The following is an 8,980-nucleotide window of genomic DNA, read 5'->3' as shown; positions in this document are numbered from 1 at the left end:
CCTTCTTCTTGACAAAGCGTCCAACTGCAAATGTGTTCTGCATCAGAATGGCCATGCGATTGGTCCCATTGGCCATATTGGGTGGCAGTCCCAGAAAAATGAGGAGGGGCAAAGTTAAAAAGGATCCCCCGCCTGCCAGGACATTGATGAATCCGGCCGAGGCTCCAATAAGCAGGACAGCGGCGAGATTTAGAAGTGTCAGATTCTCGAGCATGGAGTCAGATTAATGGTTGAGTGTGAGGGATGCTATTAAATATTTTGAGTTTGGATATGAAATATGTGGCTTATTGCTAAGCTAGAGAACGCCCTCTGCCCTACGGGCACAATTATAGGGGGGAGAATTTCTTGCTATTATGTTGCTGATTTGTTTAAAATAAAACCTGTTTGGCTGCGCTGAAAACAGGTTTTAAGCATTAAAAAAGGCCACCCGCTTTGGATGGCCTTTTAAGTGTTTGGACCTGTATGGCCCTGTAAGACAGGGAGTTAGAAAGCTCTATGCTCTTTGATCCTGGCTTTTTTACCGCGTAATTTGCGGAGATAGTAAAGCTTGGCGCGACGAACTTTTCCACGTCGCAATACTTTGATACCATCAACGGTTGGGGAATGAAGCGGAAATATCCTTTCAACACCAACACCATTTGAGATCTTTCTTACCGTAAAAGTAGCATTAATACCTTTACCGGTACGGGCGATTACATTGCCCTCAAAGATCTGAATTCTCTCTTTATCACCTTCAATAACTTTTACATCTACTGCAACAGTATCACCTGGTTTAAAATCAGGGCGATCTGTTTTCAGATGCCCGGCTACCAGGTTATTCACTTTGTCCATGACTTTCCTCCAGTCCTCTCATATATCTATCAAACAAATCCGGGCGCTTCGTTTTTGTACGCTCCAAACGTTGCTGTTCTCTCCATTTATCAATCTCTGCATGGTGCCCAGAGAGTAACACATCGGGTACTTTGAGTCCCCTGTACTCAGCGGGGCGGGTATAATACGGTGCATCCAATAATCCAACAGGAAAAGTGTCTGATTTTGTAGATTCTTCATCACTGACAGCTCCAGGAAGTAGACGAACCATGGCATCAATAACGGCGAAAGCTGCGATCTCACCCCCGGAGAGCACAAAATCACCCAAACTGATCTCTTCATCAATGAGCTCATCTCTGACACGCTGGTCAATACCTTTGTAGCGACCACACAGCAACACAACATGAGGATATTCAACTAATCGCTCAGCTGCAGGCTGTTTAAAAGGCTTTCCCTGAGGTGTTAGAAAAATGCGATGGCCAGCATCCTGATGGTATTGTTCCACAGCTTCAAAAGCCCTGAACAATGGATCCGGTTTGATGATCATCCCTGGACCACCACCATACGGCACATCATCGATATGCTTGTAGGTGTCATCAGCGAAATCACGCATGTCCCAGCATTTTAGCTCAGCCAAACCATTGTCGAAGGCTCTTCCAACGATACCCATTTCCTGAAAGGCTCGCACTGTATCAGGGAAGGTAGTGATCACATCAATGATCACGAGAGAACCTCAACGCTATTGATCTGGATACGTGAATTTTTAATATCAATATCTGTCACCCACTTATCAACCAGAGGTACCAGAATTTCTTTATCACCGTGATGAATGACCAAAACTTCATGGGAAGCCGGGGTCAAAATGTCAACTACCTTTCCCAGCGAGCGTCCCTGCTCATCCATAACGCTGCATCCTACAAGGTCATCCAGATAGAACTCGTCTTCATCCAGTTCCGGTAATGCTTCCCGTTCGGTGAATAGCTCGAGTTCGCGATAGTTCTCAGCCTGGGTTCGATCACTGATCTCATTGAAACTCAGGATGGCAAAATCATCGTAGCCTTGACAACTTTTCAATGAAAGCGGTTGCCAATTATTACCCGTATTAACAAAAAGCTGCTCCAACTTCTGGAGCGCATCAAGGTCGATACTGTAGAGGGTCACCTTGAGTCCCCCTCGAACGCCATGAGGTTTCCGAACCACTCCAATAGCAGTTCTATTCGCCTCAGCTAATTGCATTTGCCCTATTCTATGATCTCAAGCATGGCTCGGTTGGTACCGGCCTTAGCTGAAATAGCAGCCAATAAGGTCCGGAAGGCTTTGGCAGTACGACCTTGACGACCGATTACCTTGCCAATGTCTTCCTTAGCCACTTTCAACTCGAAGATTGTCACCCGTTCACTATCTACTTGATTGACCTCAACTTCATCTGGACTGTCTACCAAACTTTTAGCTACGAATTCTACAAACTCTTTCATGGTCCATCCTCCGTGGGTTAATGAATCTTCCTGATCATTCGAAAGGAATTTTTTTAGCCTATTTAGAATCTTCGGTCTCCACGTTCTCAGTAGGTTCTGCTACCGGTTCTTTTTCAACAACCTCAGCTACTTCTTCTTTTGAGGCTGCCTCTGCTTCGGCCTGTTTCTCAGCTTCCACTTCAGCTAATTTAGCAGCATCAACTGCCGCTTTTTTCTTGCCCTTTTCACTTTGGGCCAATTCCCACTTCTGCATTTCTTTGTTGATCGTTGCTTCATCGGCGTTACGACTCAGTAGTTCATACTTGAGTGTCAATCCGCGACCGCGTAATAAGCTAAATACTGTATCACTTGGTGTTGCGCCTTCATCCATCCAATGGAAAAGACGTTCTTCATTGATCACCAGTTCTGCAGGATCAGTAATCGGGTTATAATGCCCGATTTTCTCAATTGAGCGCCCGTCACGAGGGGCGCGAGAATCTGCAACAACAATACGATAGAAGGGCTGTTTCTTTTTTCCCAACCGCTTCAGTCTGATTTTGACAGCCAAAAGGTGTCCTCCTTAAAATCCCATAGGCAAGTTTTTCATCAACTGCCTTTTATTCATTTTTCCAAATTTCTTCATCATCTTACGCATTGACTGGAATTGTTTTATCAACTGGTTCACATCCTGAACCTTCGTTCCAGACCCACTGGCAATTCGTTTACGCCGACTGCCATTTAATATCTGAGGCTTGCGCCTTTCGACAAGGGTCATAGAGTTAATGATTGCTTCAATCCTAGTCAACCTTTTTTCATCAATATCAGCATTTTTAATTCCCTTCATTCCAGGAATCATACCCATAAGATCACCCAGTGGCCCCATGGATTTGAGCTGTTGTAACTGCTGCTTAAAATCCTCCAGATCGAAGGTACTCTTAAGCATTTTTTCTTCCAGTTTCGCGGCATCTTCAACATTGATATCCTGTTGGGCTTTTTCCACCAGAGAAACGATATCACCCATCCCCAATATCCGACCAGCCATACGGTCGGGATGGAAGATCTCCAGTTTATCCAGATGTTCACCAACACCAACATACTTGATGGGTTTACCTGTTACTTCGCGTACAGACAGCGCTGCACCACCTCGGGCATCACCATCCAGTTTAGTGAGGATCACACCTGTGAGATCAACTGTTTCAGCAAAAGTACCCGCTGCATTTACTGCATCCTGTCCGGTCATGGCATCTGCCACAAACAAGGTCTCAGCTGGTTTCAAGGCCCGTTGAAGCTGTCCGATCTCATCCATCATATCGGTATCAATATGAAGTCGACCAGCAGTATCAACGATCACCACATTAGCAGCATAGCGAGCAGATTCTCTGATAGCAGATCGAGCGATCTGGATTACATCCTGATTGCCTTCCTCGGCGTACACCGGAATATCCAATTGTTTACCCAGTACTTGCAGCTGGGTTATGGCTGCAGGCCGATAAACATCACAAGCAACTAGAAGTGATTGCCTACCAGTCTTGCGCAAATTGCGGGCAAGTTTGGCGGCAGTTGTGGTTTTACCTGAACCCTGAAGACCCACCAAGAGGATAATGGCGGGACTACCGGAAAGCTCAAGTTCTGCAGTTCGTCCTCCGAGCAGGGCAATTAGCTCTTCATGGATGATCTTAATGATCTGTTGCCCCGGCGTGATAGAACGCAGGACCTCTGAGCCAAGTGCTTTTTCCTTTACGGTGTTGATGAAGGTTCTGACAACCTTGTAATTGACATCAGCTTCCAGCAGTGCCCGACGAACTTCTCGCATAGCCTCTGAAATATTGTCTTCAGATAACTTGCCATGACCGCGCAGTTTCTTAAAAACATTTTCCAGATTTTGTGATAGTTGTTCTAGCATTTCTCCTGCTTTCAAATTCGTCAATCAGTACTCTATGCAAACCCATAAATATCTATACTTTAATTAGTTCGATATGTGGGCCTGTCATAAAGCGCGGGGAAGATAGCCGACCGACCAGGGGTGAGCAATGAGTTTATATGTTAACTACAGGTCCCTATTGCGTTGTTTGTAGAGCCGCAATGCATTGCGGCTCTACGTCATAAAACAAATTTTCATCGACTCTATATCTGCCCTTTAACAGCCATTCTGAAAAATATTCAATTCTCATGGCATATATTTTGTACTAGCGGTTTCCATTCAAAATGAACACCTTGACAAGTGCTCTATTAGAACGTACATAAACCACTTGAAAATAGGGTAAAATCTCTGAAGGTTCGTTCTCATGAACCCCTCAGATCTAAGGTGATAAAAATCCAATACGGAGACACAATCTTATGGGAGTGTTTAAACTTAAAAAGGGCTATGACATACCGCTCCAGGGTTCTGCTGAACGGCGTGTTAAAAAAGTCCCAAAAACCAAGGCCATAGCTGTCCAGCCCATCGACTTTCGCGGGATGCGTCCCGGGATGAAAGTTGAACCAGGCGATGCAGTTAAGCGCGGGTCGATCCTATTTGTCGACAAACAAAAACCTGAGATTCTGTTTCGTTCTCCAGCGGCCGGCACTGTCCGTGAGATTGTTCGCGGCGAACGACGGGTGATTCAACGGGTTATCATTGATGTTGGTGCCGACTCATCCGAAAGCTTTGATAGTATTAATAAAGCTCAGATCGGTAAACTATCAGCTGCGAAAGCCAAAGAGCTCCTCCTCAATAGTGGACTCTGGCCAACCCTGCGCCAGCGCCCCTTCGACCGCATTGCTGATTTCACAAAAACGCCCCGGGCTATTTTCATTTCTGCAGTGGATTCTGCGCCACTACAAGCCGAAACAGACATACTACTGGAAGGTCGGGAAGTAGATTTCCAACTGGGAATTGACCTGCTTGCCAAACTGACAGATGGTAAAATTCACTTATCAGTATCGGCCAGCACTGAAACTTTCTTTTCGAAGATCACTGGTGTTGAGACCCATCAATTCTCAGGACCTCATCCGGCAGGAAATGTTGGGATACAAGTCCATCATATCGATCGACTCCTGGCTGGACAAATCATCTGGTACATTTCTCCCAGGCATGTAGCTCAGATCGGTAGTTTCCTGTCCAAAGGTGAATACCCTGCCGCCAAGACCTATGCCTTGACCGGCTCTGAGCTGACCGATCGTCATTATGTCAAGGCCATCGAAGGTGCGCTGGTCAGTGATCTGGTGAATACACCTATTGCAGCTGACAAACAACGCGTTATTTCTGGAAATGTCCTGACCGGTCAACAGACTCGGGCTGATGGGTTTGTCGGTTTTTACGATGACATGCTGACTGTGATCCCGGAGCTCACGGGACGACGCTTTATGGCTTGGGTTCAGTTGGGCTTCAAAGCCAGTAGTTTCTGGCGGATGTATTTCTCAAAACTCACTCCTGGAAAAAAGCAAGCCCCTACAACTGATCTGAACGGCGGGGAACGAGCTTTTGTCTCAACTGGAGAATATGAAAAAGTCGTACCCATGGATGTATTACCTGTCCATCTCTGTAAAGCCATCCTCATCGAGGATATTGAACTGATGGAACAACTGGGCATCTATGAAGTCGCCCCGGAGGACCTGGCCTTGTGTAGTTATATCTGTCCCTCAAAGATCGAATTCGGTGATATCATCGAAAAGGGCATGCAAACCATGGAAAAGGAGGGCTGATCCAGATGAAATTTCTTGAACGCTTTCTGAATAACATGGACAAAACGCTCAGCGAAGGTCCTTTTAAGATCTTCCACCCCATGTTTGGTGCCATCAACACCATGCTCTTCACTCCTGGACAAGGAACAACTACGGGACCACATATTCGTGATGCCATAGACATGAAACGTTTTATGGGAATCGTGATCTTTGCCCTGATCCCCAGTATCATGGTCGGCTCATACAATGTGGGTGCCCAGGCCGGAGTTGAGGGTCTAGTTGCTGCCTTCATGTTTGGCTTTCTGAAGCTCCTGCCCATTATCGTAGTGACTTATGCAGTGGGCCTGAGTTGGGAAATGATCTTTGGCTATATCAATGGACACGAAATTTATGAAGGATTCCTGGTAACTGGAATCCTGCTGCCTTTGACCCTGCCCCCTACTATTCCTTTATGGCAGGTGGCTGTGGCGGTTTCATTTGGTACGGTCATCGGTAAAGAGGTCTTTGGCGGTACGGGTATGAATTTATTGAACCCGGCTCTGACAGCCCGGGCCTTCCTGTTCTTCACCTATCCTGGTGATATCTCAGGCGACAGTGTCTGGGTTGCTCTGGATGGTTTTACCGGAGCTACTCCCCTGGCAGCTGCTGCTGCATCCACCGGTTCAGCTGTTGAAGCACTTAACTCAGCCGGATTCACTCTTAATCAGATGTTCTTCGGATTCACCCCTGGAAGTGTGGGTGAAACATCCACCATTGCCATCCTCATTGGTGCAGTCATTCTCCTGGTTACCGGGGTGGCGAGCTGGCGGATCATGCTGGCCACAGTGCTGGGAGCCTATGGCATGGGTCTTATTGTCCAATTCTTCGGTGGTGAAATCGCCGGGGGCATGCGTACCCTGCCAGCTCATTATCACCTGGTCATGGGTGGTTTCATGTTTGGAGCGGTATTTATGACCACTGACCCGGTCTCAGCTGCCGGAACAAATGTCGGCAAGTGGATCTATGGTATCCTCATCGGTGTCATGGTGATCCTTATCAGAGTATTTAACCCGGCCTATCCGGAAGGCATGATGCTGGCCATTCTGTTTGGAAATGTTTTCTCACCCCTGATCGACCACTTTGTGGTGCAGGCCAATATTAAAAGGAGGCTGAATTATGGCAAGTAAGCCTCGTATTACAAAAGCCTATACTTTGGGTTTTGCTGCAGCCGTCACCATGGTATGCAGTGTGTTGCTGGCTTCTGCTGCAACATTGCTCAAAGATCGGCAGGAACAGAATGTTCAACTTGATATCAAATGTAACATCCTGACCGTCTTGGGATTGACGGAAAGTAAAGCTGTTGAAGCTGAAAAAATATTTTCCTTATATAATGATAATGTGAAAACCTTTGTGGTGGATCTGGATGGCAAGCGGCTAACTGGTCGTAAAGCTGAAGACATCGACCCCAAAGTTGAGCCGGATCTGCTTCCGGTCTATGCCAGAAAAGATGGTGATAAGATCACGGCTTATTGTGTTCCCACTCAGGGAAAAGCACTCTGGTCAACAGTCAAGGGATACATCGCCCTTGAAAGCGATCTTAACACAGTGAAGGGAATTACCTTTTATAGTCATGGTGAAACTCCTGGACTGGGGGGTGAGATCGATAAGGAGTGGTTTACAGAAGCCTTTAAGGGCAAAACCATCCTTAATGAGTCTGGAGAGATCGTATCCGTCACCATCGTCAAAGGGAAAATGCGCGAGGATGAACAAAATCCTGAGCATAAGGTTGACGGAATCAGTGGAGCCACTTTGACTACCAAGGGTTTGAATCAATTCATCAAAGCAACATTGGATAAATATGAACCTTACTTCAAAACAGTTCGAGGGGAGGCATCATGAGTATCTTAAGTAAGAGAGACATGGGCATCCTTAAAGATCCACTCATGGATAATAATCCCATTGCCACACAGGTGCTGGGCATTTGTTCAGCACTGGCGGTCACGGTTCAACTGCAGACGGCTATTGTGATGTCCATTGCTGTTATTTCGGTACTAGCCTTCTCAAATGTCTTGATCTCAACGATCAGAAATAAAGTACCTTCAAATATCAGGATCATTATCGAACTGGCCATTATTGCCACTCTGGTAATTCTGGTGGATCAGGTATTGAAGGCTTTCCTGTACGACATCAGCAAGCAGTTAAGTGTGTTTGTCGGTTTGATCATCACCAACTGTATTGTGCTGGGACGGGCTGAGGCTTTTGCGCTACAGAACAAACCCTGGCCAAGTTTCCTGGATGGTATTGGAAATGGACTGGGCTATAGTATGATCCTAATAGTTGTGGCATTTGGCCGTGAACTTCTTGGCTCTGGCACCCTCTTTGGTTTTCAGGTCATTCCGGATGCGGCCTATGCTGCTGGATATCAAAATATGGGACTCATGGTATTGGCTCCGGGAGCGTTTATCCTCCTGGGTCTGATCATCTGGGTTCAACGTACCCTCACCGGTACGGTAGCGGATTAGGAGGTTGATGATGGAAAATCTAATTAGCCTGTTTGTTGAATCCGTTTTTGTTAACAATATCCTGCTGGCCTATTTCCTGGGCATGTGTTCTTTCCTCGCTGTATCAAAGCGCGTGGATACTGCCATTGGATTAGGTCTTGCTGTCATCTTTGTGGAGGTAATAACGGTCCCGGTCAACTGGGCTTTGAATCACTACCTGCTGGCTCCCGGAGCTCTGGCTTGGGCGGGTCTGCCGGATGTGGATCTGAGTTTTCTGGGCTTTATCTCCTACATTGCTGTTATTGCTGCCCTGGTGCAGTTGGTTGAAATGATCATTGATCGTTACAGTCCTGCTTTGTACAGTGCCCTGGGTATCTTTTTGCCGCTTATTGCTGTGAATTGTGCCATCCTGGGTGCTTCACTCTTTATGGTGGAGCGGGAGTACACTTTTGCTGAATCAGCTGTATTTGGTTTGGGCTCTGGTGTAGGCTTTGCACTGGCCATCGCTGCCATGGCGGCCATCCGCGAAAAACTGCGCTATTCGCATATCCCTGAAGGTCTGCGCGGTTTAGG

The 8,980-nt window shown here is 46.7% G+C and carries 12 protein-coding genes; 5 read left to right on the top strand and 7 right to left on the bottom strand.

Going from position 1 to position 8,980, the window contains the following annotated elements:
• From U9Q77_11945 to ffh, 7 genes are all read right to left on the bottom strand, one after another.
• A partial coding sequence (locus U9Q77_11945; GenBank protein MEA3288069.1) for a TSUP family transporter occupies nucleotides 1–214 on the bottom strand: 214 nt, incomplete at its 3' end.
• A 269-nt stretch (nucleotides 215–483) separates the two neighbouring features.
• Nucleotides 484–831, bottom strand: coding sequence for a 50S ribosomal protein L19 (gene rplS, locus U9Q77_11940; protein ID MEA3288068.1), 348 nt, complete (start codon nucleotides 829–831; stop codon nucleotides 484–486).
• Entirely contained in the window at nucleotides 815–1,534 is a 720-nt protein-coding gene (trmD, locus tag U9Q77_11935) for a tRNA (guanosine(37)-N1)-methyltransferase TrmD (GenBank protein MEA3288067.1), read from the bottom strand. The genes rplS and trmD overlap by 17 nt, the downstream gene beginning before the upstream one ends.
• Entirely contained in the window at nucleotides 1,531–2,046 is a 516-nt protein-coding gene (gene rimM / locus U9Q77_11930) for a ribosome maturation factor RimM (protein ID MEA3288066.1), read from the bottom strand. Before rimM ends, trmD begins: the two co-directional genes overlap by 4 nt.
• A gap of 5 nt (nucleotides 2,047–2,051) precedes the next feature.
• A complete protein-coding gene (locus U9Q77_11925) occupies nucleotides 2,052–2,285 on the bottom strand; it encodes a KH domain-containing protein (protein ID MEA3288065.1) in 234 nt (77 codons plus the stop codon).
• A 58-nt stretch (nucleotides 2,286–2,343) separates the two neighbouring features.
• On the bottom strand, nucleotides 2,344–2,832 hold the full coding sequence (gene rpsP / locus U9Q77_11920) for a 30S ribosomal protein S16 (GenBank protein MEA3288064.1): 489 nt from the start codon (nucleotides 2,830–2,832) through the stop codon (nucleotides 2,344–2,346).
• 12 nt (nucleotides 2,833–2,844) lie between these two features.
• Nucleotides 2,845–4,167, bottom strand: coding sequence for a signal recognition particle protein (gene ffh / locus U9Q77_11915; GenBank protein ID MEA3288063.1), 1,323 nt, complete (start codon nucleotides 4,165–4,167; stop codon nucleotides 2,845–2,847).
• A 434-nt stretch (nucleotides 4,168–4,601) separates the two neighbouring features.
• Here ffh and U9Q77_11910 point away from each other — a divergent pair, with 434 nt between their 5' ends.
• From U9Q77_11910 to nqrE, 5 genes are all read left to right on the top strand, one after another.
• Nucleotides 4,602–5,948, top strand: coding sequence for a Na(+)-translocating NADH-quinone reductase subunit A (locus U9Q77_11910; protein ID MEA3288062.1), 1,347 nt, complete (start codon nucleotides 4,602–4,604; stop codon nucleotides 5,946–5,948).
• A gap of 5 nt (nucleotides 5,949–5,953) precedes the next feature.
• Nucleotides 5,954–7,093, top strand: coding sequence for an NADH:ubiquinone reductase (Na(+)-transporting) subunit B (locus tag U9Q77_11905; GenBank protein MEA3288061.1), 1,140 nt, complete (start codon nucleotides 5,954–5,956; stop codon nucleotides 7,091–7,093).
• Entirely contained in the window at nucleotides 7,083–7,805 is a 723-nt protein-coding gene (gene nqrC / locus U9Q77_11900; GenBank protein MEA3288060.1) for an NADH:ubiquinone reductase (Na(+)-transporting) subunit C, read from the top strand. Before U9Q77_11905 ends, nqrC begins: the two co-directional genes overlap by 11 nt.
• Nucleotides 7,802–8,428, top strand: coding sequence for an NADH:ubiquinone reductase (Na(+)-transporting) subunit D (locus tag U9Q77_11895; protein ID MEA3288059.1), 627 nt, complete (start codon nucleotides 7,802–7,804; stop codon nucleotides 8,426–8,428). The genes nqrC and U9Q77_11895 overlap by 4 nt, the downstream gene beginning before the upstream one ends.
• A 10-nt stretch (nucleotides 8,429–8,438) precedes the next feature.
• Nucleotides 8,439–8,980: NADH:ubiquinone reductase (Na(+)-transporting) subunit E (gene nqrE / locus U9Q77_11890; GenBank protein MEA3288058.1), on the top strand; the 542-nt coding region annotated here is incomplete at its 3' end.

This window comes from Candidatus Neomarinimicrobiota bacterium, from assembly GCA_034716895.1.
GTDB lineage: Bacteria > Fidelibacterota > UBA8477 > UBA8477 > JABMPR01 > JABMPR01.
The sequence above is the reverse complement of the archived record's forward strand: the minus strand, read 5'-3'. Positions and strand labels throughout refer to the sequence as shown.

Coding starts and splice junctions, on each gene's coding strand:
- ffh (MEA3288063.1), bottom strand. CDS start 4,167: ATGCTAGAACAACTATCACAAAATCTGGAAAATGTTTTTAAGAAACTG.
- U9Q77_11905 (MEA3288061.1), top strand. CDS start 5,954: ATGAAATTTCTTGAACGCTTTCTGAATAACATGGACAAAACGCTCAGC.
- U9Q77_11910 (MEA3288062.1), top strand. CDS start 4,602: ATGGGAGTGTTTAAACTTAAAAAGGGCTATGACATACCGCTCCAGGGT.
- nqrC (MEA3288060.1), top strand. CDS start 7,083: ATGGCAAGTAAGCCTCGTATTACAAAAGCCTATACTTTGGGTTTTGCT.
- rimM (MEA3288066.1), bottom strand. CDS start 2,046: ATGCAATTAGCTGAGGCGAATAGAACTGCTATTGGAGTGGTTCGGAAA.
- rplS (MEA3288068.1), bottom strand. CDS start 831: ATGGACAAAGTGAATAACCTGGTAGCCGGGCATCTGAAAACAGATCGC.
- U9Q77_11895 (MEA3288059.1), top strand. CDS start 7,802: ATGAGTATCTTAAGTAAGAGAGACATGGGCATCCTTAAAGATCCACTC.
- U9Q77_11925 (MEA3288065.1), bottom strand. CDS start 2,285: ATGAAAGAGTTTGTAGAATTCGTAGCTAAAAGTTTGGTAGACAGTCCA.